This window comes from Streptomyces sp. NPDC025651 (assembly GCF_055558735.1).
This window is the reverse complement of the sequence record NZ_JBVHLZ010000009.1, coordinates 54,046-78,896: the sequence shown is the minus strand read 5'-3', so window position 1 is coordinate 78,896 and position 24,851 is coordinate 54,046. Positions and strand designations below refer to the sequence as shown.

The following is a 24,851-nucleotide window of genomic DNA, read 5'->3' as shown; positions in this document are numbered from 1 at the left end:
GGCGGGAGTGGCGAGTTCACTCCCGCCCCTGAGTCGGCTCAGCGGGCCAGAGCGCCGTCGACGCGGTGGGTCATCAGGTGTTGCGCGGACTCGGGGGTGCGCAGGCCGAGGGCCACGTCCGTGGCCAGGCTCTCCGCCAGGCTCCAGCAGATGTCCGCTTCGGCGAGGGCGTCGAACTGCCCTGCCTCGACCCCGCGTTCACGGCGGGCCTCCGTGAGCAGCGAGGCCGTGAACTCGCGCAGTGAGTCGTCCTGCGCGGTGAAGACCTGGGCCAGTTGGGGGTCGGAGACGGCACGGCCGAGGCCTGCCACCGAGAGCAGGACCAGTCGGCGGGTCTCCTCGTCGGGGGCGAGCAGGGCGTGCAGACAGGTGCGCAGGATCGCCTCCGGGGCGGTGGAGCCGGACGATTCGACGCCTGCCCGCACCTTCGCGTCGACGGAGCGCTGGGCGCGGGTGAAGGCGTCGCGGATCAGCTCCCGCATCGACGCGTAGTAATGCTGCACCTGCCCCATCGAGACCCCGGCCTCGGCCGCGACCTTGCGCAGCGTCACGCCTTCCAGGCCCTCGCGGACGGTCAACTCCCAGACCGCCTCGACCAGTCGGCCTCTGCGCTCCTCGTGGTCGACGACCTTCGGCATGTTCCTCTCCCCCGTCCTCCGCTGCCGTGGCTCGCCCGCCTCGCGCACTCGGCCACCTCCGCCCTTTGCCATGCGGGCGCATTGCATCATAGCCGCCGGCGTTATTACCATGCGGTCGCATTGCAAAAGCGGTCACGTATGTGCCGCGCATACGACGTGCCGTGCGCAGGTGCCGTGTACACCTGCCCCCTTCCGAAAGGCTGCGCCCATGAGGTCCGACCAGATCGCACGAGTGAGGCGGGCGGTGGTGCGGGGGCTGGTCGCTCTCGGCGTCACGGCGGCGCTGGCGTCCTGCGGGCCGCCCGGCTCCGCCCCGGCGGCCGCTCCCGCGCGGGACGCCGACGCCACCGCCTCCTCCCCCGTCGTCCGCACCACCGGCGGAGCCGTCCGCGGGACCGCGGCGCGCGACGGGTTACGCCGCTTCCAGGGCATCCCCTTCGCCGCCCCGCCCGTCGGCCCCCTGCGCTGGCGGCCCCCGCGGCCCGCCCGCCCCTGGAGCGGCGTACGCGACGCCTCACGGCCCGGCCCCGTCTGCGTCCAGCCCGACGCCCCGGAGATGCCGGACGGGCTGCCGCAGAGCGAGGACTGCCTGACGCTGAACGTCACCGCCCCGCGCCGCCCGCCCGAGCCCGGCAGGACCCGCCCCGTCCTCGTGTGGATGCCCGGCGGCGGATTCGTCACCGGCGCGGGCTCCGTCGACGACCCGGCGCGGCTGGTGAAACGCGGCGACATGGTCGTCGTGACGCTCAACTACCGGCTCGGCGTCTTCGGCTTCTTCGCCCACCCCGGCCTCGGCCGCCAGGGCGACTTCGGCCTCCAGGACCAACTCGCCGCGCTGCGCTGGGTGCACGCCAACATCGCCCGCTTCGGCGGCGACCCCGGCCGCGTCACGCTCGGCGGTGTCTCCGCCGGGGCCATGAGCACCTGCACGCTGATGACGTCCCCGCGCGCCCACGGCCTGTTCCGGCAGGCGGTCGTGCAGAGCGGATCGTGCCTGACCGACTTCCCGGCCGGCGGGTTCGGCCCCGGCTCCGGCCCCGTCAACGGCTGGCAGCCGCTGACGACCGTCCAGCGGACCGGCAGCGGCCTCGGCAAGCGGCTCGGCTGCCCCGACGTCACCTGCCTGCGTCGCCTGCCCGCACGCGAACTCGTGAAGCACCAGGCACAGTTCAGCATCGTCGCGTACGGAACCGACCTGGTGCCGCGCCGCCCCGCCGAGGTCTTCGCCGCCGGACGCGAGGCCCCCGTGCCCCTTCTCCAGGGCACGACCCGCGACGAGCACGTCGAGTTCGCCCTCGGCGTGTACCCGGACGGCCTGACCGCGTCGCAGTACCGCGATCTGCTGCGCGGCGCCTTCGGGAACGACACCGCCGGGCAGGTCGAACGCCGTTATCCGGTCGGGGACTTCCCCTCCCCCATGGCCGCCGCCGCGCGGATGTTCAGCGACCGCTCCTGGACGTGCCCGGCCTGGCGGGCGGCGCGCCTGCACGCCCGTACGGCACCCACGTACAGCTATCTCTTCGACGACGAGGCCGCGGTCCCGCTCAGCGGCCACCCGCTGCCGAGGCACGTCCGCCCCTCGGTCGCGCACGGCGCCGACGTCCCCTATCTCTTCGACTCCGTCAACGCCCCGCCGCTCACGGCAGAGCAGCGGCGGCTCGCCGACCGCATGGTCGGGCACTGGGCGCGGTTCGTGCGCTCCGGCGACCCGAACGGGGTGCACGCGAACGCCTGGCCGCGCACCAGCGCGCGCGGCACGTCGTACGCGCTCGACCTCGCGCCCGGTCCGCGCGGCCCGCGCCCCGTCGACCTGGACGTCAACCGGCAGTGCGGCTTCTGGCTGCGCTGACCTCGCGCCGGGCACCCGGCACCCGCCCCGCATCCGCCGCGAAGTCCGCCATTCTCCGTCCGTCGCGGTCCGACGCCGTCATCTTCGATCGCTTTCCCTCCTACCGTCCCGCCGTGTGACGCGAGTCGCCAAGCTGCCCTTCGTTCCTGGTGGTTGCCGGTCGCGGACTGGGAGGCCGACGTGACCGAGCGGAAGCAGTACGCGGGAGGTCTGCCTGCGGAGACGACGGAACTGATCGGGCGGCGGGCGGAGTTGGCGGAGGTCCGCCACCGGCTCGCAAAGGCGCGCCTGGTGGCGCTGACAGGGGTCGGCGGCGTGGGCAGGACACGCCTCGCGCTGCGGGCCGCGCACGAGGCGCAGCCGTCCTTCCGGGACGGCGCCTGATGGGTGGAGCTCTCCCCGCTGCGGCACGGCACCGTGCCGGCACACGCCATCGCCGAGGCCCTGCCGCTGGCGGACCAGACGACGCGCCCCATGATCGACGTGGTGGTCGAGCGCACCACTCACGCAGCCCTCGACGGCCCGTTCGTACTCCTCGAAACGCCTGAGCACCAGCGGCTCGCCCCCACAGAATCCCAGCGCGGAAGTCAACTGATCGCTGATCCGGACGAGGTGGCGATCCTGACGCGGAAATGTGCGATGCTGCGGACGCAGGCCCTAAATCCGGAGGACACCAGGGACCTGCTTGACCGTCTGCTAGGAGAGCAATGAGCGGCACCGCGCTTATGTGGTTCAAGTCGACCTACAGCGGCAGCGAGGGCGGCAACTGCCTCGAAGTCGCCGCCCACCCCACCGCCATCCACATCCGCGGCTCCAAGAACCCCGACGGCCCCCACTTCACCGTCGCCCCGGAGACATGGACCGCCTTTCTGAACCTCCCCCAGGACCACGCCTGACGCAACGAACGACGTGCGGTACTACCTCTACGTTTCCGGCGCCAAGCTGGACATGCTGTACGAGCAGATCCCGTCCAAGCTGCTCAAACGCCTCGCCGTCGAGGCGAAGGTCGACCTGAAGGTGCTCAGCGTCTCCGTGCAGTCGCCGCGCGCGGAGGCCAGCGCGTACGACCGGCTCGACATCGTCGAGGCCTACCTGGAGCGGGAGTTCGACGTCAGCTGGATGACCGAGCCGAGGCCGTGGTTCCGAGGGGATCTGGGGCTGCGGATCGCGGGGTACGGCTCGCCCGCGGGGCCGACGTTCATGACGGGGCGCGAGGGCGACACCGTCGTCGCGCTCATCGGCTCGGCGCACCATCTGATCGGACAGCGGACGGCGCCCGACACGCTCCAGGCGGCGTTCTCCAACCTGCCGTCGCTGTTCCAGCTCGTACGGGAGGACGCGCGGGCGACCGGACGGACCGTGGACGAGGACGAGGCGATGCGCCAAGTCCTCATGTTCTCCGAGTCGTTGACGGTGCCGCCCGTCTTCGGCGAGTTCCTCGCGCGGCGCCTGGTCAGCGGAACAGTCACCGGACAGGACGGGCGGGAACTACAGGTGGTCGTCGGGACGCCGCTGTACGTGGCGATGGCGGACGAGCCGCGACGGCAAGGGCGAGGACCTGAATGAAGCCGGACGCGACGGGCCCCGAGATGGCCGGAATGCGGCTGGCGGGAGACGTGGAGGGCCTGAGCCGCGTCATGCGGTCCGGCGACTTCACCACCGCTCTTCGGGCCGTCGGGCTGATCGCGGACATCGGCGGCCCGGCCGCCGCCGACGCGCTCCTCGACTGCCTTGAACGGCCGGACCACTACACCCGCCATCTCCACCTGTGGGTCGTCTCCCCCTTGGCGAAGCTGGGCGAGCGCCGCGCGGTCCCCCTGCTGCTGCGGCGGCTGCGCGAGGGGAAACTGGAGAACTACGGCCAGGGGGAGACCCTGTTCCGGGCCCTCGGCGCCCTCGGCGGGCCCGAGGTCGTGCGTGAACTGGTCGACAGACTGGCCGAGCCGCGCCCCGCGAAACCGGTGCTCGACGCGGTGGCCGCGCTGCGCCCGCCGGAGGCCGTGCCCGCGCTGGTGGCCGCGCTCTGGACGCTGCTGCCGGGGGACGAGATGCACGCGGTGCAGGTGCTCGGCGCGATGCGCGACCCTCGTACCGGACCGGCCCTGCTGTTCCTCGTGGACTCGAAGGCCACCTCGCCCGGACTGCGCAGGGCAGCCGTCCGGGCGCTCACCGAGCTCCCCGAGGAGTCCTGGCCGCCGCCGGCGGGCTGGATCCCCGAGATCATGCTGCGGCGCGCGCTGCGCGATCCGGACGCGGCGACGGCGGCGCCCGCGGCCGAGCTGCTCGCCCGGACCAAGAGGGGGCGGGACGTGCTGCGGGGCGACCTCATGGACAGCGTGCCGGGGCGCCGCGCCCCCTACCGGGCCCCCGACTGTGCCGCGGTCACGGTCTGCGCCTTCGTCCAGAAGCGGCCCGAACTCTTCGGCGGGGCGCAGGACTACCGGGACGTGCCGACCCTGATCCAGCTGCTCGGCGCAGGGGCCGTGCCGACCGTGCGCAGGGCGGCGGCCGGAGCGCTCGGAGCCGTCGGGGGCGCGGCGGCGACCGACGCGCTCCTCGCGGCCCTCGGCGACCCGCGGGTCGGCGAGGCGGCCGCGCGGGCGGTGGCGCGCCTGCCGCAGCCGCCCGTGCCGGAGCTGCTCACGCTCCTGACAGGGGACGGCAATGCGCGTCAACGACGGGGTGCGGCCCTGTCGTTGGGCCTGGCGGGCCACACGGAAGCCGCGCCGCTGCTCCTTGCCGCGGTCGGGGGCGGGGAAGGGTCCGGGGCCGGGGAGTCGCCAAGACTGCTGCGCACCGCGGCCGTCGACGCGCTCGCCGCGCTGCGCCACCGTCCGGCGGCCGCACGCCTCGCGGCCCTCGCGTCGGACGGGGAGGAACCCGGCACACTCCGGGCCCGCGCCCTGCACGCGCTGGGCATCCTCGGGGCACCGGAGTCCCTTCCGGTGGTACTGGCCGCCGTACGGGACCCGTCGGCACCGGTGCGGCTCCAGGCGGTGCGGGCGGTGGGCGGCTTCGCCGGGCAGGCGGTGAGCGAGACCACCCGAGAAGACGAAGCACCCGGGACAAGCGAGGCAGCCGAGGCGCGCGAACCGACCGACGCACACGAGGCGCGTAAGCCGACCGACACACACGAGGCGCGTAAGCCGACCACCCCGAACGAGACGCACCGGCCGACCGACACGAGCGAGGCACACGAGAGGCGCGAGCCAACCGACACACGCGAGACGGGCGAACCGACCACCCCAAACGAGGCACGCGAACCGACCAACGCGCACGGCGCGCACCAGCCGACCACCCCAAGCGAGGCAGCCGAGGCAGGCAAGGGTGCCGAAGTGGGCCAGGCGGCACAGGTGTTGGGGGCGCTCGTCGGGCGGGAGGCCGACCGCGACATCGCGCGCGCCGCCGTCCGCACCCTCGGCCTGCTCGGCGCGCCCGCCGGACCCGTCCTCGCCGCCCTGACGCAACCGCTCCGGCCGGACGTCGTGGGCGAGCTGATCGACGCGCTCGCCCGGTGCCCCGGCCCCGAAGCGGTCGTCGGGCTCGGCCGGCTGACCGGGCCCGACCTCTCGGAGGACGTCCACGTGACGGTGGCCCAGGCGCTGGGCGAGAAGCGCGCGCCGCAGGGCGCCGGACCCCTGGCCGTGCTGCTCGCCGACGACCACCCGTACGGCTGCCGCGACGCCGCCCTGCGAGCCCTCGCCGCACTGGACACCGAGGAGGCCGACGCGCACATCCTGGCCCACCACCCACCGCCCCACTTCGACGACGCGAGCTGGCGCGCGGCCCTCACCGTCCTGGCGGGGCGCCGGGGTCCCTCCGCCCAGGACCCCGCCTGACCCCGACCGCGCGCGGGGTCAGGCGGGCGACGGCAGTCGCGGTCAGGCCGTGTGCAGCCTCAGCCCGTACCGCTGCAGGATCTCGTTCACCGGCTGGTACCACGTCTCGCCACCGCTGCCGCAGTTGCCCCAGCCGCCGGACGTCACGCCCTGGGCCTGGTCGCCGCTGATGAACGAGCCGCCCGAGTCGCCGCCCTCGGCGCAGACGCTGGTCTTGGTCAGCTGGCGGACGACGGCGCCGCCGGAGTAGTTGACGGTCTCGTTCTTGGCGAGGAGCTTTCCGCAGTGCCACTTCGTGGTGGAGCCGGACCGGCAGATCGACGAGCCGACCGGCGCCTCCGCAGAGCCCCGCACCAGCTGGTCGGGGATGGTGCCCCAGCCGAGCACGACGGGCACGGTCCACCAGCCGCTCCCCACCGACACCCACGCGTAGTCGTTGTCGGGGAACGAGGAGCCCTGGAACGTGCCGATGTGGGAGCCGTCCCAGCCCCGCACCGCCGCGCCCGCGCCACCGCAGTGCCCCGCCGTGACGAAGCCGCCGTGCACCGAGAAGCCGATGGAGCAGCGGACGTTGCCGGTGTAGTACGGGTCGCCGCCCACGGTTCCTGCGGCGAAGGTGCTGGGCGCCTCGGCGACCGAGCCGACCTGGACGGGCGCGGTGGCGCGGGCGCGCCGCAGGAAGGCCGCGACATCGTTGTCGCCGCGGCGTCCTTCGACGACGTCGACGACGACGCGGTTCGCCTGCGCGTCGACCCGCCAACTGGCCACGCCCGAGGGCGCCTTGAGCTTGTCGATCCGCTTCTTCGCCGCGTCGAGCCGCGCCGCCGAGTGCGCGACGAACCGCACGTCGGCCCCGGTCTCGCGCACGTCGGCCGCGACCCGCCGCTCGGTGACGGCGACGGTGAGCCTGCCGCGCCCGGCGTCGAACCAGGCCCCGCCGTACGCGGCACCGGCCGCCTTCCGCGCCGCACGCTCCACCTTGACGGCCCGCCGCTCGTCCGCGAGGCGCTCGCGCGCGGCGGCGGGCGCCAGGCCGAGGTCGCGACCCATGGCTTCGAGGAGGGCGGCGGATGCGGGCGCCTCGGACGCGGGCTCGGACGCGGAGTCGGCACCGTCGTCCGCCGCCGCGGCGGCGGGCACGAGGCCGGTGGCGGCGCAGGCGGCGGTCAGGAGCACGGCGGACAGGCGGAGGCGTGCGCTGGTCTTGCGTCTCACGGGAGGACCTCTCGTCGTTCCAACAGGGCTGTGATGGACCGGAGTTGAGATCTGAGAGCGCTCTCAGCTCATGGTGCGGCCGAGCGTAGAGAGACCACGCGGCCAAGTCCAGACCCACGGCACCCGGGGGAACGGTTCCCGGCCTACGGCGCCGGGTGCCCCTGTCCGGCCTGCGGACCACCGTCCTGCCCGAGTCCGGATCCATGCCCGGAAGGCATGCGGCTCTTCGATGGCGGCGGCCGCACCCCGCACGCCCAACACCCGGACACGGCAGGCCGTTCCAGCGGAAATCCAGATGCGCACCCGCCCCGCGGGTCCGTGGCACGGAAGCGCCCTGCCTTCCTCGGCCCCCGCCGCACACCGGCCAGGGGCCGACCTGGAGTGGCAGCGGCGGCAGGCCCGGCGCCGACCGGCCGCCTCCGGAAGCAGCGGCTCGACAACGCGATGTCGCCGTGCCTAAGATCCACGGCGACATCGCGTGCCGGTCACCGGCCGGGTGAGGCATGGAGGTGTCGGGAGATGCCTTATGGAGGCATTCCTTGCCAGTCGAGCTGAACCACACGATCGTCCACGCCCGGGACAACCGGGAGTCCGCCGAGTTCTTCGCGGACCTGCTGGGCCTTGAAATCACCGGTGAGTGGGGCCCGTTCGTCGCGGTCGCCCTGAGCAACGGAGTCACCCTGGACTTCGCCGCCGTCCCCGCGGAACACATCACCCCGCAGCACTACGCCTTCCTCGTCTCCGACGCGGAGTTCACAGCGGCGTACGAGAAGATCACGGCCCGCGGCCTCGCCCACTGGGCCGACCCGCACCAGAAGCAGCCGAACCGGATCAACCACAACGACGGCGGCCGTGGCGTCTACTTCCTGGATCCGGCGGGCCACGCCATGGAGCTCATCACCGTCCCGTACGGAGGCCGGCCCCAGGCGTAGCCGCAATCCCCTGATTTCGGGATACCGGGGTGCGGGGTGCCCCTGGGACCTTCGTCGCAGGAAGTGCGGGACGGTTCCAGAGCGCAGCCCGCACCCGGACGGGAGAACCGAAATGAAACGATGGACGGCCCTGCGCGTGTGGCGACCCGCACTCGCCCTCGCGGTCGGCATGGGCACCTTCCTGGGCACGGCCGGGCCGGCCCCGGCGGCCCCGAACGAGCAGGCGGGAGCGGCCGCCTCCGGCTATCTGAACCTGCACCAGTGCGCGTACTACGCGAGCAGCCTCGACGACCACTTCAGCACCTTCGTGACGCCGAGCGGCGACGGACGCTACTCCACCGGCACGAAGCGCTCCACCACCGCCGACACCACGGCCGCCTGCGGCGCGGGGAACGGCAATCACGTACCCGTCCCGCTCCTGCACGGCGTCAAGGCGCTGGACCTCACCGCGGGCCGCTACCTCAACCTCCAGCAGTGTGACTACTACCGGAGCGCGAGCACCGACCGCTTCACCACCCTGGTGACGCCGAGCGGCGACGGGCGCTACTCCACCGGCACGAAGGTCTCCGACACCAAGGAGACCACGCCCACTTGTGGCCCGGGCAACGGCAACCACGTGCCCAACCCCGGCCTCTCGGGCTCCCTGCCCCTGGATCTGACCGCGGGCAGCCGCCTCAACCTGCACCAGTGCGTGTACTACTCGGAGCGGCTCAAGAGCCACCTCACGAGCGTGGTGCCGGCCCCGGACCAGCGGTACACGACGGGCACGAACATCTCCGACACCATCGACACCCGTCCGGTCTGCGGCCCCGGCAACGGCGACTACGTCCCCGTACCGCTCCTGTCGGCCGTCAAGAGCATCCCCCTGAGCTGATCACCCGCGGTGACGCGCGCGGTGGGCGCGTTGCCGACAGGCGCGTGAGCAGTACGTCCGGGGCAGAGCACCGGGCTTTCGTCACACGGAGGGCGGGCCGCCGCGTTTTCGTCACGCGGGGGTCCGCCCTCCGCGCCGTCACGGGCCGTGCGGGCGGCGGTGACGAGGTCGGCGCCCGGGAAGCGCCCGCGCGGTGTGTACGCGGACAGTTCGGCGTCCAGGACGGGGCAGTTCCCCGCGATGTCGTCGTCCGTGCAGTGCAGCGCATGGCGCAGGTACCTCCGGGCCACCTCCAACTGCGCGATCTGCCGCTCCACTTGGGCGAGCCGGGCGTCGACGGCGCGCTGCCAGGCCTCGCGCGTGGCCTTCCCCGAGATGACGACGGCGGCCCGGTCCGGCGGGTCGAGCACGCCCTGCCGCTCCCACCACCGCACCGCGGACGGCGCCAGGCCGTACAGGGCCGCCGCCTCACCGATGAGGACCGCACTTCGCCGCGCCATGAACCCAGTTGACATCAAGGCGACTTGAGGAGGAAAGGTCTTACTCAGGCAAGCCTAAGTAGCCGCGTTCTCGCGGCAGGAGGGTTCGGCCATGTCAGCAGGCGAGTACGTCGCATACGACGCTCACGACGAGTACGCGGAGACCGTCGTCATCGGCGCGAGGCAGCAAGGGTGCGGAGCGGCCGGGGCGCTCCAGGAGCGGGGGCGGGAGGCGCTCGTCCTGGAGCGGGGAGAGATACGCCGGGCTCCCGGACGGGAACTCGCTCGCCACCGTGGGCATCGAGGCGAATGTGGCGAACGGCCGGTCCATCGCCCGCCCGATCCACGTCGACCACCTGATGCGCTCCGGTTCACCGGCGCCCCTCCTCACCGTGTGACCCGACGGCGAGAGGGCCGTACCCCCGGTCGACACCGGGGGCACGGCCCTCAACTGCCCGCTCTGACCGCTTACTTGCGGATCAGGCTGCGCAGCACGTACTGCATGATGCCGCCGTTGCGGTAGTAGTCCGCCTCGCCGGGGGTGTCGATGCGGACGACCGCGTCGAACTCGACACCGGTGTCGGTGGTGACCTTCACCGTGCTCGGCGTGGTGCCGTTGTTGAGCTCGGTCACGCCGGTGATGGAGAAGGTCTCCTCGCCGGTCAGGCCGAGGGACTCGGCGTTCTGGCCCTCCGGGAACTGCAGCGGCAGGACGCCCATGCCGATGAGGTTCGAGCGGTGGATGCGCTCGTACGACTCGGTGATGACGGCCTTGACGCCGAGGAGCGCGGTGCCCTTGGCGGCCCAGTCGCGGGACGAGCCGGAGCCGTACTCCTTGCCGCCCAGGATGACCAGCGGGATGCCCTGCTCGATGTAGTTGCGCGAGGCGTCGTAGATGAACGACACCGGCCCGTCGGCCTGCGTGAAGTCGCGGGTGAAGCCGCCCTCGGTGCCCGGCGCGAGCTGGTTGCGCAGGCGGATGTTGGCGAACGTGCCGCGGATCATGACCTCGTGGTTGCCACGGCGCGAGCCGTAGGAGTTGAAGTCACGGCGCTGCACGCCGTGCTCCGTGAGGTACTTGCCGGCCGGGGTGTCGGCCTTGATCGCACCGGCCGGGGAGATGTGGTCGGTGGTGACCGAGTCGCCCAGCTTGGCGAGGACGCGGGCGCCCGTGATGTCGGAGACCGGGCTGGTCTCCATCGTCATGCCCTCGAAGTACGGGGGCTTGCGGACGTACGTCGACTCGGTGTCCCACTCGAAGGTGTTGCCGGTCGGGATCGAGAGCGCCTGCCACTGGGCGTCGCCCGCGAAGACGTCCTGGTAGGACTTGTTGAACATGTCCTCGCCGATGGAGTTGGCGACGACGTCGTTCACCTCGGCCTCGGAGGGCCAGATGTCCTTGAGGTGGACCGGGTTGCCGTCCTGGTCGGTGCCCAGGGCCTCGGTCGTGATGTCGATCTTCATCGAACCGGCGATGGCGTACGCGACGACCAGCGGCGGGGACGCCAGGTAGTTCATCTTGACGTCGGGGTTGATGCGGCCCTCGAAGTTCCGGTTGCCGGAGAGGACGGACGTCACGGCCAGGTCGTGGTCGTTGACGGCCTTCGAGACCTCCTCGGGCAGCGGGCCCGAGTTGCCGATGCAGGTGGTGCAGCCGTAGCCGACGAGGTTGAAGCCGACCTTGTCGAGGTACGGGGTCAGACCCGCCTTGTCGAAGTAGTCGGTGACGACCTTCGAGCCCGGGGCGAGGGTGGTCTTGACCCACGGCTTGCGGGTCAGGCCCTTCTCGACGGCCTTCTTCGCGACGAGCGCGGCGGCGACCATCACGTACGGGTTCGAGGTGTTGGTGCAGGAGGTGATGGCCGCGACCGTCACCGCGCCGTGGTCGATCTCGTAGGTCGAGCCGTCGGGGGCCGTGACCGTGGTCGGGTTCGACGGCACGCCGTTGGTGGTGGCCGGGGCGTCGGAGGCCGGGAAGGACTCCTCGCCCGCCTCGTCGGCGGTGGAGACGTAGTTGCGTACGTCGAGGGCGAACTGCTGCGCGGCGTTGGCGAGGACGATGCGGTCCTGCGGACGCTTCGGACCGGCGATGGAGGGCACGACCGTGGAGAGGTCGAGCTCCAGCTTCTCGGAGAAGTCCGGCTCGGCGGCCGGGTCCAGCCAGAGGCCCTGCTCCTTGGCGTACGCCTCGACGAGCGCGACCTGCTGCTCGTCACGGCCCGTCAGGCGCAGGTACTTCAGCGTCTCGTCGTCGATCGGGAAGATCGCGGCGGTGGAGCCGAACTCGGGCGACATGTTGCCGATGGTGGCGCGGTTCGCGAGGGAGGTGGCGGCGACGCCCTCGCCGTAGAACTCGACGAACTTGCCGACGACGCCGTGCTTGCGCAGCATCTCGGTGATGGTCAGCACCAGGTCGGTGGCGGTGGTGCCGGCGGGCAGCTCACCGGTCAGCTTGAAGCCGACGACGCGCGGGATGAGCATGGAGACCGGCTGGCCGAGCATCGCGGCCTCGGCCTCGATGCCGCCGACGCCCCAGCCGAGGACGCCCAGGCCGTTGACCATCGTGGTGTGCGAGTCGGTGCCGACCAGGGTGTCGGGGTAGGCCTGGCCGCCCCGCACCATGACCGTGCGGGCCAGCTTCTCGATGTTGACCTGGTGGACGATGCCGGTGCCCGGGGGGACGACCTTGAACTCGTCGAAGGCGGTCTGGCCCCAGCGCAGGAACTGGTAGCGCTCCTTGTTGCGGCCGTACTCCAGCTCGACGTTCTGGCCGAAGGCGTCGGCGGTGCCGAACTTGTCGGCGATGACGGAGTGGTCGATGACCAGCTCGGCCGGGGCCAGCGGGTTGATCTTCGCCGGGTCGCCGCCGAGCTCCTTCACGGCCTCGCGCATGGTGGCGAGGTCCACCACGCACGGGACACCGGTGAAGTCCTGCATGATCACGCGGGCCGGCGTGAACTGGATCTCCTGCGACGGCTGCGCCTGGGAGTCCCAGTTGCCGAGCGCGCGGATGTGGTCGGCGGTGATGTTCGCGCCGTCCTCGGTACGGAGCAGGTTCTCCAGCAGCACCTTCAGGCTGTAGGGAAGGCGTGCGGAGCCCTCGACCTTGTCCAGCTTGAAGATCTCGTACGACTCGTCGCCCACGCGCAGCGTGCTGCGGGCGTCGAAGCTGTTCGCCGACACGACAGTCTCCTTCAGATTTTTTCGCGCGTTCCGTACATCCTGCCGCCACGACTCCTCGTCGGTCCGCTAAGGTAAGGCTTAGTTAGGTAACCCTTACCGAGTGGCGGCTTCTGGTGCGCCTCGGCAGATATCTCGATGTCGAGATAACCCTAGTACATCACCCGTGGGTACGACGAGGCGTGTCCGCATGCCCTGGGTCACGCGGCCCTGGGGCGCGCGACCCCGAGGCACGCGCCCCCGGGGAACGCCGCAGCCGCCACGCGCCGAGGAGGGTGAGCACGACGTAGCCGCCGAGGGCCAGGCCCCCCAGGCCCGCGAGTATCCGCTGCCACCAGATCCAGTCCATGCCCCCGAGCGCCCCGGCGATCAGGAGCCCGGGGGCCAGGATCAGGAACATCGTCTTCCTGAACGGGTCGGGGCCCCAGGACCAGCCGCGCGCAAGGCGTTCCGGAAGCCGAGCCGAGTGCCTCCGGTGCTTCATCGGGGGCCTGCCGCCGCGGCGGTGACGGCCACCGTCGCGTACCGCATCGTGAAGCTGCCGCCCAGCGCGTCGACGGCGGCGCCGACCGCGGCGAGGACCTCGGACCGCGCCCGCGCCGGGAGCCGGGTGAGCGCGCCCTGGGTGGGGAGCTGGTCCAGCCACGCGTCGCGGGTGTAGGTCCACTCCCACTCGAAGCGCCACCGCTCGGGCTCGCCGAAGCCGCCTGCCGCGCGGATGCCGTCGACGGCCTTGGCGAGCAGCGGCTGATGGCTGTCCCGCGCCTGCCCCGGCCTCGGCCTGACGTCGATCGGCGCGTCGGGCGCGACCTTCCGGAAGGCCTCGGCGAAGGCCTCGGCCACGGCGAGCGGCGGCTCGTGGACGTTCCAGAACGCGACGAGGGCACCGCCGGGCCGGAGCACCCGCGCCGCCTTGGCCGCCCCCGCGACCGGGTCGATCCAGTGCCAGGCCTGTCCCGCGACGACCGCGCCGAAGCTCCGCCCCGCCGGATCCCAGTCCTCGAAGGTGCCCGGCTCGACCTCGGTCCCGAGCCGCCGCGCGAGGTCGGCCATCCGCTCGTCGGGCTCGACACCGAGCACCTCGCATCCGGCGGCCCGCAACTGCCGGGCGACGATGCCGGTGCCGCAGCCGACATCGAGAACGGCGCCCCCTCGGGCGCCCGCGGCGACGCGCTCCACGAGGGCGTCGGGGTAGCGGGGCCGGGCCCGGTCGTAACGCTCGGCGTCCACGCCGAAGGATTCGGCCGTCAGACGGTGTCGGTGCGGCTCGTTCTCGGGGATAGTGGGCATGCGCCCACTTTGAGTGGGCGCATGCCCACTCGTCAACCGAGCGGGCAGGGGAAGCGGAAGAAGGGCGGGACGTACGTGCCTACAGGGGTGGCCATCCGCGACGTGCGCGAGCAGCTGTTCGACGCAGCCGAGCGCATTCTGCTCAGGGCCGGGCCGAACGCGCTGACCAGCCGCGCGGTCACCACGGAGGCGGGCTGCGCCAAGGGCGTCCTGCACCGGCACTTCGCCGACTTCGACGCCTTCCTCGAAGAGCTCGTCCTCGACCGCGCGGGCCGGATCGACGAGCGGTCCGCCGCCCTGCGCGCCGCCGCGGGGACCGGCACCGTCGTCGGCAACGTCACCGACGCCCTGACCGAGCTGTTCGGCTCGGTGGCCCTGAACGTCCTCGGTCTCGTCACCGCGCGGGACGCGCTGCGGGCGCGGCTGCGGCGGACCACCCCGGCCGGAGTCCCCCTGTTGACCGAGGCCTCGGCGGGCCTCGCCGCCTACCTCACGGCGGAGCGCGACCTCGGCCGCCTCGCCCCGGACGCCGACGCCGAGACGCTCGCGCTCACGCTGATCGGGAGCGGGCATCTGCTCTTCGCGGGACGGGAGGGCGAGAAGCCACCGGCCGCGGACGTCCACCGGGTCGTCGGTACGGCGCTCGCGGGGGCGACGCCTCGAAGCGGCTGAGACACGACACCGCTCCCGCCACGTACCACCAGGGCGGCGCCGAGGGGTGCGGCGGCTAACCCGCCGCGGGCCGAGCGCCCGACGACGCCCGCACCACGAGCCCGGCCGGTACCGCGACCGGGCCCGAGGGCGCGGTGCCGTCGTCCTCGATCAGGGCGACGAGGACCGCCACCGCGGCGTGCGCCATGTGTTCGGGGGCGAGGGTCACCGTCGTCACGGGCGGGGTGGTCTCCGCGTACCCGGGGTCCTCGCTCGCGCAGACCACGCGCAGGTCGTCGGGGACGCGCAGGCCGAGGCGGGCCGCCGCGGCCAGGAGTTGACAGCCGCCCGGGTCGTAGGCGGCGTAGACGGCGTCGACGCGGTCCTCGCCCCTCAACAGGGCGTCGAACGCGTGGCCTTGGGCGTCGGTCGCGTCGAAGGGCACGGCCAGGGGCATCATGGCGTGCTCCGCGCACCAGCGTTCGTACGCGGCCGTCACCGCGCGGGCGTAGTGCTCGTCGCCGTTGCCGGACTGCAGGGCGATGCGGCGGGCGCCGGACGCGGTGAGGTGGTCGAGGACCTCGCGGGTGGCTCGCTCGTGGTCGTTGTCGACCCAGTGGTCGCCGGGGCGCGGGTCGCCGGGCACGCCGTCGAAGACGAGCGGGATGCCGCGGGCCCGCAGCGCGCGGACCATCGGGTCGCCGCGCGGGCTGTCCATGATCAGCATGCCGTCGACGGCGAGGCTGTGCCAGGAGTCGTCCGCGGCACGGTCGGCGGGGAGCGTGACGAGGGCGTAGCCGCGCGCGTGGGCGGCGGAGGTCGCCGCCGTGACGGCACGTGAGAAGTAGGCGATCTCCGTGTAGTTCCAGGCGGCGGGGAAGGTGGTGACCGCGATGCCGATGGTGCGGGTGCGGGGTGGGCCCGGCGTGCCGTAGCCGAGCCGGGTCGCCGTCTCGCGGACCCTGCGGCGGGTGGCCTCGCCGACCCTGCCGGTGCCGTTCAGGGCGTGCGAGACCGTCGCGGTGGAGACCTCCGCCGCGCGGGCTATGTCGGCGAGGGTCGGCTCCGGCACGGGGGTCATCGTACGGAATTCGTGGTGGGCGGTGGGTTCTGGTTAACGCGTTACTCGTCGAGGGTCTGGTGCGGGTCGGGGGCTTTCCCGGACCGCCGCCTCACGGCGGACGTCCCCCGTCCACCCGCCCGTTGCCCCCTACGTGTTGGAGTGGCCGTCACCATGTCCCCTTCGTACGCTTCCTCAACCTCCCGGCGCGAAGTCCTCGCCGCCGGGGCCGCCGGAGTCGCCGTCGCCGTCGGCGCGCACGGCCCCGCCGTCGCCTCCTCCCCCCGCCGCTCCGCCGCCCTCGTCCTGCACAACGCCCGTGTCTTCACCGGGACTTCGGGCCACCTGCGGGACGAAGCCGTGGCCGTGGGGCGGGACGGGCGGATCCTCGCCGTGGGGACGGACGCCGCCGTCCGGCGTTTCGTCGGGCGGGACACCGAGGTCGTGGACGCGCGGGGCGGCACCGTCATGAGCGGCGTCCACGACGGGCACGCCCACCCGATGGACGCCGCGAGCCGTTCGCTGCGCCCCTCGCTCGCCGGTGCCGAGCAGACCGTCGAGGAGCTGCAGAAGACGCTGACGGGGTTCCTCAAGGACTCCGCCGAGCAGGAGCCCGACGGATGGCTGGTCGTGGAGGACTGGAATCCGGTCGGACTCCTGCCCCACGGCACCGCCCCGCACCACTCCATGCTCGACGCCCTGCCGACCCGCCGCCCCATCGCCCTGCGCGGCGGCGACGGCCACAATCTGTGGGCCAATCAGCGCGCCCTGGACATCGCGAAGATCACCGCGAGCACCCCCGACCCGGTCGGCGGGAAGATCGTCAAGGGGGCCGACGGCAAGCCGACCGGGGTGCTCAAGGACGACGCCCAGCCGCTCGTCTCGCGGCACATCCCCGAGCCGGACGAGACCCGGTTGGCGGACGCGGCCGCGAAGGTCCTCGCCGAGGCCGCCGCGTCCGGGATCACCACGTTCATGGAGGCCGTGGTGGGCCGCGCCGAGCTGAAGCTCTACCGGCGCCTCGCCGAGTCGGACCGCCTGCTCCAGCGCATCGTGCCCGCCCTGCGCCTGGAGAGCGAACAGACCAAGGACCCGGCGGCCGCCCTCGCGTACGCGAAGAAGCTGCGCAAGGACTTCGAGGACGTACGCGGACTGCGCTTCGGCACGGTCAAGGTCTTCCTCGACGGCGTCGTCGAGTACCCGGCGCAGACCGCCGCGCTCCTCAAGCCGTACCTCGACAAGGACGGCAGGCCCACCGACCACCGCGGCGACCTGTACGTGAGCGCCGCCGACTACGGCCGGCTCAGCGCCGCCTTCAACGCCGAGGGCTGGCAGATGCACGCCCACGCCATCGGCGACCGCGCCGTGCGCACCTCACTCGACGGGTACGCGTACGCCCTGCGAAAGACCGGCCGCCGTGATCTCCGCAACACCACCGCGCACCTCCAACTGGTCGATCCCGCCGACCTGCCCCGCTTCGCCGCGCTCGGCGTCGTCGCGTGCATGCAGCTCCAGTGGGCCAGCCGCAACACCTGGACCATGGACGCCCTGCTGCCCTACATCGGTCCCGAACGCCACCGGTGGCAGTACCCGGCGCGCAGCTTGCACAACCGGCGCGCGGCGCTCGCGGGTGGCTCGGACTGGCCGGTCGACCCTCTACAAGTCTGGAATCAGATCCGCACCGCGATCGACCGCGAGGGCTTCGAGGGCGAGGGCGACCTCTACCGCGGGCAGGAAGGCCTCAGTCGTACGTCTTCCCTGCTCATGCACACCTTGGGCACCGCGCGTCAACTTCGCATGGAGCACGTCACCGGGACCGTCGAGAGAGGAAAAGCGGCCGATCTCGTGCTGCTCGACCGCGATGTGACGCGGTGTCCGGTGGCTGATATCAGCTCCGCCGGGGTGCGCCTCACGCTCGTCGGGGGCACAGTGGTGCACGACGCCGAGTCGTCGGCAGGTCGCGCGGCCGCCGCCCGAGTGACGCGGGCGGCGGCGGGGCCCCGGCCCACGTCGTACGCGTCGGTGCACGGCGGGCGGCACGCCTCGTGCGGCTGCGGCTGAACTCCCTTGCGAGGAGCGGCCGCCGGACGGCCGCTCCTCATATGGCCTACCCCAGCGCGTGCGTCATCTCATATCTGAGATAACCTGCGACACATGGCAGACGACTACCTCGTACGCATCGGCAAGCTCATCCGTGATGCCCGGCAGCACAGGGGCTGGACACAGACGCAGCTCGCCGAGGCGCTCAGCACCAGCCAGAGCGCCGTGAACCGCATCGAGCGCGGCAACCAGAACATCAGCCTTGAGATGATCGCCCGAATCGGCGAGGCTCTCGACAGTGAAATCGTCTCGCTCGGGTACGCGGGCCCCATGCATCTGCGAGTCGTCGGTGGCCGCCGGCTCTCCGGCTCCATCGATGTCAAGACGAGCAAGAACGCGTGCGTGGCGCTGCTCTGTGCGTCCCTGCTGAACAAGGGCCGCACGGTGCTGCGCCGGGTGGCCCGCATCGAGGAGGTCTACCGCCTCCTCGAAGTCCTCAACTCCATCGGCGTGCGCACCCGTTGGATCAACGACGGCGTCGACCTGGAGATCGTGCCGCCCGCGCAGCTGGACATGGAGGCCATCGACGCGGAGGCCGCCATCCGGACCCGCTCGATCATCATGTTCCTCGGCCCGCTGCTGCACCGCATGGACCGTTTCAAGCTGCCGTACGCGGGCGGCTGCGACCTGGGCACCCGCACGATCGAGCCACACATGATCGCGCTGCGCCGGTTCGGCCTCGACATCGCGGCGACCGAGGGGCTGTATCACGCCGAGGTCGCCCGCGACGTCTCCCCCGACCGCCCCATCGTCCTCACCGAGCGCGGGGACACCGTCACCGAGAACGCGCTGCTCGCCGCGGCCCGCAGCGCCGGCACGACCGTCATCCGCAACGCCTCGTCGAACTACATGGTCCAGGACCTGTGCTTCTTCCTGGAGGCGCTCGGCGTCAAGGTCGAGGGCATCGGCACGACGACCCTGACCGTGCACGGCGTCCCGAACATCGACGTCGACGTCGACTACTCCCCCTCCGAGGACCCGGTCGAGGCGATGAGCCTGCTCGCCGCGGCCGTCGTCACGGAGTCCGAGCTGACGGTCTGCCGGGTCCCGATCGAGTTCCTGGAGATCGAGCTCGCGGTCCTGGAGGAGATGGGGCTCGACCACGATCGCACGGCGGAGTACTTCGCCGACAACGGCCGTACGCGCCTGATCGACCTCACGGTGCGGCCCTCCAAGCTGGAGGCGCCGATCGACAAGATCCACCCGATGCCGTTCCCCGGCCTGAACATCGACAACGTCCCCTTCTTCGCGGCCATCGCGGCGGCGGCGCAGGGCAAGACGCTGATCCACGACTGGGTGTACGACAACCGCGCGATCTACCTCACGGACCTCAACCGCCTCGGCGGCCGCCTCCAGCTCCTGGACCCGCACCGGGTCCTGGTCGAGGGCCCGACCCGCTGGCGCGCCGCCGAGATGATGTGCCCGCCGGCGCTGCGGCCCGCGGTGGTGGTTCTGCTGGCGATGATGGCGGCGGAAGGCACCTCGGTGCTCCGCAACGTCTACGTGATCAACCGCGGGTACGAGGATCTGGCCGAGCGGCTCAACTCCGTCGGGGCGCAGATCGAGACGTTCAGGGACATCTGAGGCGCGCAGGGAGCGCCCCGAAAGGGGCGCGGGGAACTGCGCGACCAGCCACGGCGGACCCGCGGATCAGGATGTCGCCCGCACGAACTCACGGATCGCCCCGGCCAAACCGTCGGGGCGATCCAGGGGAATCAGCGTGCGGCAATCATCCAGTTCCACCAACCGCCCCCGCGGCAGCAACTCCGCGAGCCTGCGGCCGTGTTCGGGCGGCATCATCCGGTCCTGCCTGCCCCACACCACGAGTGCGGGACGGTCGTAGGCGCGCAGTCCCTCGGCCGCCTCCATCATCTCCGAGGGACGCACGGCCTTCAGATAGCGGACCAGGACCTCGCGGGAGGCGGGGTTCTTGCGCAGCGGCTCGATCCAGCGGTCGATCAGGTCGTCCGCCACCGGCTTGTGCGCCATGACCGCGTACCCCGTGCCGGGGACCCGGCGCAGCGGGCGGACCGCCAGGGAGTGCATCAGGGCCGCGATGCCTCCGGGGACCTTCGCCGCGGCCGCCATCATCTTTCCGCCCGCGCGCGGCGGGTAGTTGTCGAAGGCCTCGCAGCCCGCGATCACCAACCGGCCCACGCGCTCGGGCCGTTCGGCCACCAGCTGCTGGAGGCGGCCCGCGTCGTTCTCCACGAAGACCGCGTCGTCGTCGAGCTTCAGGGCGTCCGCGAACTCCCCGATGAGCAGGGCCATGGTGCGCGGCGTGAGTTCGGCGCCGGGCCGCAGGGGGACGCGGTGGCTGCCGTACGGCAGGGTGGGCACGAGACAGCGGAACTCCGCGCCGAGCTCGTCGACCACATGGCGCCAGACCGAGCCGTCCTGTGCGGGACCGTGCAGCAGGACGAGGGGGACGCCGTCGCCGCCACTGTCGTCGTACGCGATGGGCCCCACGCCTGTCTCGATCCGCGCCATGCCGCGCTCCCCTCGCCGGCCGGCTCAGTCGAGCACGGCCACCCCGTCCAGCTCCACCAGGGCTTGATCGTCCCACAGCCGTACGATGCCCACCACCGCCATCGCCGGGTAGTCGCGCCCCGCCAACCGCCGCCAGATACGGCCCAGTTCGGGGGCGACCTCGCGGTAGCCGGCGACGTCCGCGGCGTAGACGGTGACGCGGGCGAGGTCGGCGGGGGTGCCGCCCGCGTGCCGCAGGGCGGTGAGGAGATTGGTCAGGGCCACCTCGAACTGCTCGGGCAGATCCGCCCCGGTGACCTTGCCCTCACCGTCCAGAGCGGTCTGCCCGGCGAGGAAGACGATGCGGGACCCGGTGGCGGTGACGGCGTGGGAGAAGCCGGTGGGAGGGGAGAGCTCGGGGGGATTGACGCGGTTCAGGGACATCGGTCACAACTCCTCGGGCGGATGGAGAGCCCCGGTCAGGGGCGCGGGGAACTGCGCGACCAGCCACAACAGGCCCGCAGCCGACGAACACACCTGCCTCACCCGTACAGATCCTTCGCGATGATGGACCTCTGCACCTCACTCGCCCCCTCATAGATACGAGGCGCCCGCACCTCGCGGTACAGGTGCTCCAAGAGGTGCCCGCGCCGCAAGGCGCACGCCCCGTGCGACTGCACCGCCGCGTCCACCACATACTGCGCCGCCTCCGTGGCGACCAGCTTCGCCATGGCGGCGCGCCGGGCGGTCCCCGCGGCCTGCGGCCCTTCCGCGTCGTACGCGGCGGCGGCCGCGTAGACCATCAGGCGAGCGGACTCGACCCGCGTGGCCATCTCGGCGACCTGGTGGGCGACGGCCTGGAGGTCCTTCAACTTCCCCCCGAACGCGTCCCGTTCGGCCGTATGGGCCACCGTCGCGTCCAGCGCCGCCTGCGCCATGCCGACCGCGAACGCGCCGACGCTCGGCCGGAACCGGTCGAGGGTGGTCATGGCGACCCGGAAGCCGCGGTCCACCTCGCCGAGCACGTCGGCGCCGTCGACCCGCACGCCGTCGAAGGCGAGGGCGCCGATCGGGTGCGGGGAGAGCATGTCGAGGGGGGTGCCGGTGAGGCCCGCGCGGTCGGCGGGGACCAGGAAGGCGGTGACGCCGCGGGCGCCCGCGCCCTGGGACGTACGGGCAAAGACGGTGTAGAAGTCGGCTTCGGGGGCGTTCGAGATCCAGCACTTCTCGCCGGTGAGGCGCCAGGCGTCGGAGCCGTCCGGGGCCGCCGCGAGGGCGAGGGCCGCCGCGTCGGAGCCCGCGCCCGGTTCGGAGAGCGCGAAGGCCGCGACGGCGTTGCCCGCGCGGACGGGCGGCAGCCAGTGCTCGCGCTGCTCCAGGGAGCCGTACGCGTGCACCGGATGGGCGCCGAGGCCCTGCAGCGCGAGGGCGGTCTCGGCCTCCGTGCAGGCGTAGGCGAGGGACTCGCGCATCAGGCACAGGTCCAGGGCACCGGAGGTGAACAGGCCGTCCAGGAGGCCGAGTTCACCCAGTGCCGCCACCAGTGGCCGGTTGACATGGCCGGGCTCGCCCTTCTCCGCCAGGGGGCGCAGGCGCTCGGCGGCGAGCGCGCGCAGCTCCTCACAACGGGCGGTTTGTTCAGGATTGAGCGAGAATGCCGTCATCCCGGACCCCTCCTCTATCGCGCACCGTTGACTGTCGTCACCATCACGATACGCTCATGGAGCGAGCCCACCACAGCGCCCGACCGGCAGGCAAGGGGGCAGAGCCGCCATGGAACCCATCGGCAATCCGGCCAACCCAGGGCTGACACCATCCGGCCACGTCGACACCTTCGCCCGGGACCACCTCCCGCCCCGCGACCGGTGGCCCGTGCTGGTCCACGACCGTCCCGAGCTGCACTACCCCGCCCGCCTGAACTGCGGCGCGGAGCTCCTGGACCGCACCGTGGAACGGCTCGGCGCCGCGCGCCCCGCCTTCCACGCGCCGTCCGGCGAGACCTGGACGTACGGGCGGCTGCAGAACCACGTCGACCGGATCGCGCACGTGCTGACGAGCGAGCTCGACGTGCTGCCCGGCCAGCGCGTCCTGCTGCGCGGGCCCACCACCCCCTGGCTCGCGGCCTGCTGGCTGGCGGTGATGAAGGCGGGCGCGGTCGCCGTGACCGTGCTGGCCCAGCAGCGCGCGCAGGAGCTGGCCACGATGTGCGAGATCGCCGAGGTGCGGCACGCGCTGTGCGACATCCGCTCGGTCGACGACCTGATCAAGGCCGGTGTGCCGGGCCTGAGCGTCACCACGTACGGCGGCGACGGACCCGAGGACCTCCTGGCGCGCGCCGCGGGACAGCCCGAGTACTACGAGGCGTGCGACACCGCGGCCGACGACGTCGCACTGATCGCGTTCACCTCCGGCACGACGGGCCGCCCCAAGGGCTGCATGCACTTCCACCGCGACGTGCTCGCCATCGCCGACACGTTCGCGCGCCACGTCCTCAAGCCGGTGCCCGACGACGTCTTCGCGGGCAGCCCCCCGCTCGGCTTCACCTTCGGGCTCGGCGGCCTCGTCATCTTCCCGCTGCGCTTCGGCGCCTCGTCCGTGCTGCTCGAACAGGCGGGCCCCAAGCAGATGTTGCCGGCGATCGGGCGGCACGGGATCAGTGTGCTCTTCACCGCGCCGACCGCGTACCGCACGATGCTGGACCAGCTCGACGTGTACGACGTCTCCTCGCTGCGCCGCTGCGTCTCGGCCGGCGAGAACCTGCCCGCGGCCACCTGGCAGGCCTGGCACGAGCGCACCGGGCACCGCATCATCAACGGCATCGGCGCCACCGAACTCCTGCACATCTTCATCTCCGCCGCCGACGAGGCGATCAGGCCCGGCACGACGGGCCGCCCGGTGCCGGGGTGGCACGCGCGTGTGGTGGACGATTCGGGTGCCCCGGTGCCCGACGGGGAGCCCGGACTGCTCGCCGTGCGCGGCCCGGTCGGCTGCCGCTATCTCGCCGACGAACGCCAGCTGCAGTACGTACGGCACGGCTGGAACGTCACCGGTGACACCTACGTCCGCGACGCCGACGGCTACTTCCGCTATGTGGCGCGCGCGGACGACATGATCATTTCGGCCGGGTACAACATCGCGGGCCCCGAGGTCGAGGAGGCGCTCCTTCGCAGCCCCGACGTCGTCGAGGCGGCGGTCGTGGGGCGCCCGGACGAGCTGCGCGGACAGGTGGTGGTGGCGTACGTGGTCCCGCGCGCGGGCACGGCGCCGGACGCCGAACGGCTGCGGGAGTTCGTCAAGGCTGAGCTCGTGCCGTACAAGTGCCCGCGCGAGATCGTCTTCGTGGACGCGCTGCCGAGGACGGCGACGGGGAAGCTGCAGCGGTTCCGGCTGCGGGCGAAGGGGGCGACGGACCCTTCGGCGGATCCGGGGCCCGTAGAGTGATCACGTGTCCGAGCAGCACACTCCACGGTCCCTGATCGTCACCTTCTACGGCGCCTACGGGCGGGCGGCCCCCGGCCCCGTCCCGGTCGCCGAACTGGTGCGTCTCCTCGCGCCGGTCGGCGTCGACGCGCCGTCGGTGCGTTCTTCGGTGTCCCGGCTCAAGCGGCGGGGCCTTCTGGTGCCCGCGCGCACGGAGGCGGGCGCGGCGGGCTACGACCTCTCGCCGGACGCCCGTCAGCTCCTGGAGGACGGCGACCGCCGCATCTACGGCCTGCCGCCCGCGCGGACGGCGGGCGGCTGGGTCCTCGCCGTCTTCTCCGTCCCCGAGGCGGAGCGCCACAAGCGGCACGTGCTGCGCTCGCGCCTCGCGGGCCTGGGCTTCGGCACGGCGGCACCGGGCGTCTGGATCGCCCCCGCGCACCTCTACGAGGAGACCAGGCACACCCTGGAGCGCCTCCAACTCGCCCCGTACGTCGACCTGTTCCGCGGCGAGCACCTGGGGTTCGCGCCGACGGCCGAGGCGGTGGCGCGCTGGTGGGACCTCTCCTCGCTGGCCAAGCAGCACGAGGCGTTCCTGGACCGCCACGAGCCGGTGCTGCGCTCGTGGGAGAACCGCGAGGACGCTCCCCCGCCGCCCGAAGAGGCGTACCGCGACTACCTCCTCGCGCTCGACTCCTGGCGCCAACTCCCCTACGCCGACCCGGGCCTGCCCGCCGAGCTGCTCCCGGAGGGCTGGCCGGGGGCCCGCTCGGCCGCGGTGTTCGCGGCGCTCGACGAGCGGCTGCGGGAGCCGGGCGGCCTCTTCGTGTCGCAGGGCGGCTGATCGCAGGGCGG

The 24,851-nt window shown here is 72.6% G+C and carries 24 protein-coding genes; 13 read left to right on the top strand and 11 right to left on the bottom strand.

All coding sequences use genetic code 11. The features are described 5' to 3' along the window. Positions 1 to 38: 38 nt before the first annotated feature. Positions 39 to 638 (bottom strand): TetR/AcrR family transcriptional regulator, encoded by a 600-nt coding sequence (locus tag ACZ4D5_RS29160; protein ID WP_467775417.1) that lies wholly within the window; start codon positions 636 to 638, stop codon positions 39 to 41. A 208-nt stretch (positions 639 to 846) separates the two neighbouring features. Between ACZ4D5_RS29160 and ACZ4D5_RS29155 the strand changes: the two genes are divergently transcribed. From ACZ4D5_RS29155 to ACZ4D5_RS29130, 6 genes are all read left to right on the top strand, one after another. Further along, positions 847 to 2,487: a carboxylesterase/lipase family protein gene (locus tag ACZ4D5_RS29155; RefSeq protein WP_467775416.1), complete on the top strand. Its 1,641-nt coding sequence runs from the start codon at positions 847 to 849 to the stop codon at positions 2,485 to 2,487. Positions 2,488 to 2,667: 180 nt separating this feature from the next. Beyond that, on the top strand, positions 2,668 to 2,871 hold the full coding sequence (locus tag ACZ4D5_RS29150; protein WP_467775415.1) for a hypothetical protein: 204 nt from the start codon (positions 2,668 to 2,670) through the stop codon (positions 2,869 to 2,871). A gap of 3 nt (positions 2,872 to 2,874) precedes the next feature. Then, positions 2,875 to 3,198 carry a Scr1 family TA system antitoxin-like transcriptional regulator gene (locus ACZ4D5_RS29145; RefSeq protein ID WP_467775414.1) on the top strand — a complete coding sequence of 108 codons (324 nt, stop codon included), beginning with the start codon at positions 2,875 to 2,877 and terminating at the stop codon, positions 3,196 to 3,198. Next, complete coding sequence (locus ACZ4D5_RS29140; protein ID WP_467775413.1) at positions 3,195 to 3,383, top strand: DUF397 domain-containing protein; 189 nt, start codon at positions 3,195 to 3,197, stop codon at positions 3,381 to 3,383. The genes ACZ4D5_RS29145 and ACZ4D5_RS29140 overlap by 4 nt, the downstream gene beginning before the upstream one ends. A 13-nt stretch (positions 3,384 to 3,396) precedes the next feature. Then, positions 3,397 to 4,053 (top strand): DUF7019 family protein, encoded by a 657-nt coding sequence (locus tag ACZ4D5_RS29135; protein WP_467775412.1) that lies wholly within the window; start codon positions 3,397 to 3,399, stop codon positions 4,051 to 4,053. Further along, on the top strand, positions 4,050 to 6,326 hold the full coding sequence (locus ACZ4D5_RS29130) for a HEAT repeat domain-containing protein (RefSeq protein WP_467775411.1): 2,277 nt from the start codon (positions 4,050 to 4,052) through the stop codon (positions 6,324 to 6,326). The genes ACZ4D5_RS29135 and ACZ4D5_RS29130 overlap by 4 nt, the downstream gene beginning before the upstream one ends. A 42-nt stretch (positions 6,327 to 6,368) precedes the next feature. On the opposite strand, the gene ACZ4D5_RS29125 is transcribed toward ACZ4D5_RS29130, so the two are convergent. Further along, positions 6,369 to 7,541, bottom strand: coding sequence for a S1 family peptidase (locus ACZ4D5_RS29125; RefSeq protein ID WP_467775410.1), 1,173 nt, complete (start codon positions 7,539 to 7,541; stop codon positions 6,369 to 6,371). 539 nt (positions 7,542 to 8,080) lie between these two features. Between ACZ4D5_RS29125 and ACZ4D5_RS29120 the strand changes: the two genes are divergently transcribed. Both ACZ4D5_RS29120 and ACZ4D5_RS29115 read left to right on the top strand, forming a co-directional pair. Beyond that, complete coding sequence (locus ACZ4D5_RS29120; protein ID WP_467775409.1) at positions 8,081 to 8,473, top strand: VOC family protein; 393 nt, start codon at positions 8,081 to 8,083, stop codon at positions 8,471 to 8,473. 112 nt (positions 8,474 to 8,585) lie between these two features. Then, complete coding sequence (locus ACZ4D5_RS29115; protein ID WP_467775408.1) at positions 8,586 to 9,347, top strand: hypothetical protein; 762 nt, start codon at positions 8,586 to 8,588, stop codon at positions 9,345 to 9,347. Here the strand turns inward: ACZ4D5_RS29115 and ACZ4D5_RS29110 are convergent. From ACZ4D5_RS29110 to ACZ4D5_RS29090, 5 genes are all read right to left on the bottom strand, one after another. Beyond that, the gene (locus ACZ4D5_RS29110; protein ID WP_467775407.1) at positions 9,296 to 9,847 is read right to left on the bottom strand and encodes a MerR family DNA-binding transcriptional regulator; all 552 of its coding nucleotides are present in this window, start codon (positions 9,845 to 9,847) and stop codon (positions 9,296 to 9,298) included. The two genes, ACZ4D5_RS29115 and ACZ4D5_RS29110, sit on opposite strands and share 52 nt — an antisense overlap. Positions 9,848 to 9,941: 94 nt before the next feature. Then, positions 9,942 to 10,127 (bottom strand): hypothetical protein, encoded by a 186-nt coding sequence (locus ACZ4D5_RS29105; protein WP_467775406.1) that lies wholly within the window; start codon positions 10,125 to 10,127, stop codon positions 9,942 to 9,944. Between the two features lie 167 nt (positions 10,128 to 10,294). After that, entirely contained in the window at positions 10,295 to 13,009 is a 2,715-nt protein-coding gene (gene acnA / locus ACZ4D5_RS29100) for an aconitate hydratase AcnA (RefSeq protein ID WP_467775405.1), read from the bottom strand. 157 nt (positions 13,010 to 13,166) lie between these two features. Then, on the bottom strand, positions 13,167 to 13,490 hold the full coding sequence (locus tag ACZ4D5_RS29095) for a hypothetical protein (protein WP_467775404.1): 324 nt from the start codon (positions 13,488 to 13,490) through the stop codon (positions 13,167 to 13,169). Next, positions 13,487 to 14,296, bottom strand: coding sequence for a class I SAM-dependent methyltransferase (locus ACZ4D5_RS29090; protein ID WP_467775403.1), 810 nt, complete (start codon positions 14,294 to 14,296; stop codon positions 13,487 to 13,489). Before ACZ4D5_RS29090 ends, ACZ4D5_RS29095 begins: the two co-directional genes overlap by 4 nt. 75 nt (positions 14,297 to 14,371) lie before the next feature. Here ACZ4D5_RS29090 and ACZ4D5_RS29085 point away from each other — a divergent pair, with 75 nt between their 5' ends. Next, entirely contained in the window at positions 14,372 to 14,968 is a 597-nt protein-coding gene (locus ACZ4D5_RS29085; protein ID WP_467775402.1) for a TetR/AcrR family transcriptional regulator, read from the top strand. Between the two features lie 55 nt (positions 14,969 to 15,023). Here the strand turns inward: ACZ4D5_RS29085 and ACZ4D5_RS29080 are convergent, their stop codons facing one another. Further along, complete coding sequence (locus ACZ4D5_RS29080) at positions 15,024 to 16,028, bottom strand: LacI family DNA-binding transcriptional regulator (protein WP_467775401.1); 1,005 nt, start codon at positions 16,026 to 16,028, stop codon at positions 15,024 to 15,026. Positions 16,029 to 16,181: 153 nt separating this feature from the next. Between ACZ4D5_RS29080 and ACZ4D5_RS29075 the strand changes: the two genes are divergently transcribed. Continuing rightward, positions 16,182 to 18,068: an amidohydrolase gene (locus ACZ4D5_RS29075; RefSeq protein ID WP_467775400.1), complete on the top strand. Its 1,887-nt coding sequence runs from the start codon at positions 16,182 to 16,184 to the stop codon at positions 18,066 to 18,068. A gap of 93 nt (positions 18,069 to 18,161) precedes the next feature. Further along, the gene (locus tag ACZ4D5_RS29070) at positions 18,162 to 19,691 is read left to right on the top strand and encodes a helix-turn-helix domain-containing protein (RefSeq protein ID WP_467775399.1); all 1,530 of its coding nucleotides are present in this window, start codon (positions 18,162 to 18,164) and stop codon (positions 19,689 to 19,691) included. Between the two features lie 66 nt (positions 19,692 to 19,757). Here the strand turns inward: ACZ4D5_RS29070 and ACZ4D5_RS29065 are convergent, their stop codons facing one another. The 3 genes from ACZ4D5_RS29065 to ACZ4D5_RS29055 all read right to left on the bottom strand — a co-directional run bounded on the left by ACZ4D5_RS29065 (position 19,758) and on the right by ACZ4D5_RS29055 (position 22,240). After that, positions 19,758 to 20,597 (bottom strand): alpha/beta fold hydrolase, encoded by an 840-nt coding sequence (locus ACZ4D5_RS29065; protein ID WP_467775398.1) that lies wholly within the window; start codon positions 20,595 to 20,597, stop codon positions 19,758 to 19,760. A 24-nt stretch (positions 20,598 to 20,621) separates the two neighbouring features. Beyond that, positions 20,622 to 21,020, bottom strand: a complete 399-nt coding sequence (locus tag ACZ4D5_RS29060) for a RidA family protein (protein WP_467775397.1) — start codon at positions 21,018 to 21,020, stop codon at positions 20,622 to 20,624. 98 nt (positions 21,021 to 21,118) lie between these two features. Next, positions 21,119 to 22,240, bottom strand: coding sequence for an acyl-CoA dehydrogenase family protein (locus ACZ4D5_RS29055; protein ID WP_467775396.1), 1,122 nt, complete (start codon positions 22,238 to 22,240; stop codon positions 21,119 to 21,121). Positions 22,241 to 22,349: 109 nt separating this feature from the next. Here ACZ4D5_RS29055 and ACZ4D5_RS29050 point away from each other — a divergent pair, with 109 nt between their 5' ends. Further along, entirely contained in the window at positions 22,350 to 24,017 is a 1,668-nt protein-coding gene (locus ACZ4D5_RS29050; protein ID WP_467775395.1) for an AMP-binding protein, read from the top strand. Between the two features lie 4 nt (positions 24,018 to 24,021). Continuing rightward, entirely contained in the window at positions 24,022 to 24,840 is an 819-nt protein-coding gene (locus ACZ4D5_RS29045; RefSeq protein WP_467775394.1) for a PaaX family transcriptional regulator, read from the top strand. The last annotated feature ends 11 nt before the right edge of the window (positions 24,841 to 24,851 follow it).

Coding starts and splice junctions, on each gene's coding strand:
- ACZ4D5_RS29065 (WP_467775398.1), bottom strand. CDS start 20,597: ATGGCGCGGATCGAGACAGGCGTGGGGCCCATCGCGTACGACGACAGT.
- ACZ4D5_RS29155 (WP_467775416.1), top strand. CDS start 847: ATGAGGTCCGACCAGATCGCACGAGTGAGGCGGGCGGTGGTGCGGGGG.
- ACZ4D5_RS29055 (WP_467775396.1), bottom strand. CDS start 22,240: ATGACGGCATTCTCGCTCAATCCTGAACAAACCGCCCGTTGTGAGGAG.
- ACZ4D5_RS29095 (WP_467775404.1), bottom strand. CDS start 13,490: ATGAAGCACCGGAGGCACTCGGCTCGGCTTCCGGAACGCCTTGCGCGC.
- ACZ4D5_RS29080 (WP_467775401.1), bottom strand. CDS start 16,028: ATGACCCCCGTGCCGGAGCCGACCCTCGCCGACATAGCCCGCGCGGCG.
- ACZ4D5_RS29140 (WP_467775413.1), top strand. CDS start 3,195: ATGAGCGGCACCGCGCTTATGTGGTTCAAGTCGACCTACAGCGGCAGC.
- ACZ4D5_RS29075 (WP_467775400.1), top strand. CDS start 16,182: ATGTCCCCTTCGTACGCTTCCTCAACCTCCCGGCGCGAAGTCCTCGCC.
- ACZ4D5_RS29070 (WP_467775399.1), top strand. CDS start 18,162: ATGGCAGACGACTACCTCGTACGCATCGGCAAGCTCATCCGTGATGCC.
- ACZ4D5_RS29105 (WP_467775406.1), bottom strand. CDS start 10,127: ATGCCCACGGTGGCGAGCGAGTTCCCGTCCGGGAGCCCGGCGTATCTC.
- ACZ4D5_RS29130 (WP_467775411.1), top strand. CDS start 4,050: ATGAAGCCGGACGCGACGGGCCCCGAGATGGCCGGAATGCGGCTGGCG.
- ACZ4D5_RS29110 (WP_467775407.1), bottom strand. CDS start 9,847: ATGGCGCGGCGAAGTGCGGTCCTCATCGGTGAGGCGGCGGCCCTGTAC.
- ACZ4D5_RS29060 (WP_467775397.1), bottom strand. CDS start 21,020: ATGTCCCTGAACCGCGTCAATCCCCCCGAGCTCTCCCCTCCCACCGGC.
- ACZ4D5_RS29050 (WP_467775395.1), top strand. CDS start 22,350: ATGGAACCCATCGGCAATCCGGCCAACCCAGGGCTGACACCATCCGGC.
- ACZ4D5_RS29115 (WP_467775408.1), top strand. CDS start 8,586: ATGAAACGATGGACGGCCCTGCGCGTGTGGCGACCCGCACTCGCCCTC.
- ACZ4D5_RS29160 (WP_467775417.1), bottom strand. CDS start 638: ATGCCGAAGGTCGTCGACCACGAGGAGCGCAGAGGCCGACTGGTCGAG.
- ACZ4D5_RS29090 (WP_467775403.1), bottom strand. CDS start 14,296: ATGCCCACTATCCCCGAGAACGAGCCGCACCGACACCGTCTGACGGCC.